Below are 1,809 nucleotides of genomic sequence, written 5' to 3' on the forward strand. Positions count from 1 at the left end.
CCGTTTTTAACTAGCCAGCTAATGGTCGATTTAGCTCTTCTGTCTGATAAAGCTTCGTTGTATTTATGAGAAGCACGACTATCGGTATGCGAACGGATATCGAGTTTCATATTCGGATATTGGTTTAAAACATCTAATATTTTTTCTAAATCCAAAGCTGCTTCCGTTCTGATATTAGATTTGTCTAAGTCAAAATAGATGTTTTGAATACCAAAACATTTTCCTAAATCATCTCCGATAGTTACTTTACACTGGTCTTTTTCCAGCGCTATAGGCAAATGGGTTCTTCCGTTTTCTTTAGCAATAGTAACTTGTTTTTCATTGGTGTTGTAATTTTCTTTTTCGGCTCTAACGGTGTACATTTTGCTGCATTCTACTAAGAAAGTGTACGCTCCGTTTTGATCCGCATTAGTGGTTTTTAATACATTCATTTTGTTATCAAACAAAGTTACTTTCGCATTTGGTAGGGCTATTTTAGAATCCATATCGGTAATTTCACCATATAATTCCTGTTCGCAAATCAGTCTTTTAGTTTCCAGAAATTTGTAAATATCATCATATCCCAATCCGCCATCTCTGTTAGAAGATAGAAAGCCTCTTCTGGATTTACTGTCAATGATATAAGCAAAATCATCTTTAGGCGAATTAGCATCCATTCCTATATTTTGTACTTTATTCAAGGAACCGTTATCATTAATTTTAGTCATAAAAATGTCTAAACCTCCCACACCGGGATGTCCGTCAGAGGCAAAGTAGAGTTCGTTATCCTGACTTACAAAAGGAAAGGTTTCTCTGCCTTCGGTATTTAAAGAAGGGCCTAAATTTACAGGAGTTCCAAAGGAACCATCCTCATTAATCTGTACTTTAAAGATATCCGACATTCCTAATGTTCCCGGCATGTCCGAAGCAAAATACATTGTTTTTTCATCAGGACTCAGCGTAGGGTGTGCCGTGCTGAAACTGTCACTGGTGAAAGAAAGCGCCTGAATATTAGTCCAGTTTTCTCCTTCTAAAGTAGCTTTGTATAATTTTACTAATGTAATTCCGTTTTCGTTTTTACCTTTTTTACCATTAACATAATTGTTTCTTGTAAAATAAACGGTTTTACCGTCTTTGGTAAAAACCGGAGTGGCTTCGTTAAATTTAGATTTTAAAGATCTGTTAAACTTAACCGGATTAGAGGGAGACATGTCTTCACCTAAATCAGCACTGTAAAGATGAGTAAAATGCTGGTCGGTCCAGGTGTGTTTTCTTTGACCTAAACTCCCGGTATCTCTGGCCGAGGTAAAGATTACTTTATTGTTATAAATACTCGAACCATAATCCGAATATTGGGAGTTGATACCTGCATTTTCTATTTTGTACCTCCCGGAATTGGCTTTTATTTCATCTAAATAATTGGTGTTTTCTTTAAAAAGTCTGGCTCTGCTGTCATCAGCTGTAATTTTATCAAATTGTTCTAGCACCTCATTGGCTTTATCATTATCACCAATGGCGCGTAGAGATTGTGCATAGCGATAGTAGTAAGGCGCTTCAATGGTTGTTTGGGGTAAAGCAAATAATTCGGCATACCATTTCACGGCTTTATCAAGTTCACCATTAAAGTAATAGGCATTTCCTAATTTTTGAAAAACAGGAGCTGATTTATAACCTTTCTCAGCGATTCTTTCATAGGTTTTAATGGCATCGATATAAGCATAGTTATCGTAATCTTTATCGGCATTAGCCAACTTGGCTTTCTGAGCATAAATGTTTGCAGAAAAAACACTTATCATAGCTATATAAAAGAGTATATTTTTTTTCATGATA

At 35.7% G+C, this 1,809-nt stretch carries 1 protein-coding gene; it reads right to left on the minus strand.

Going from position 1 to position 1,809, the window contains the following annotated elements; all coding sequences use genetic code 11:
- On the minus strand, positions 1 to 1,805 hold a 1,805-nt coding region (locus ACSV4D_RS18070), incomplete at its 3' end, for an OmpA family protein (RefSeq protein WP_439229386.1).
- Positions 1,806 to 1,809: the final 4 nt, after the last annotated feature.

Source organism: Flavobacterium sp. ARAG 55.4 (genome assembly GCF_051846875.1).
In the GTDB taxonomy this organism is placed as follows: Bacteria; Bacteroidota; Bacteroidia; order Flavobacteriales; family Flavobacteriaceae; genus Flavobacterium; species Flavobacterium plantiphilum.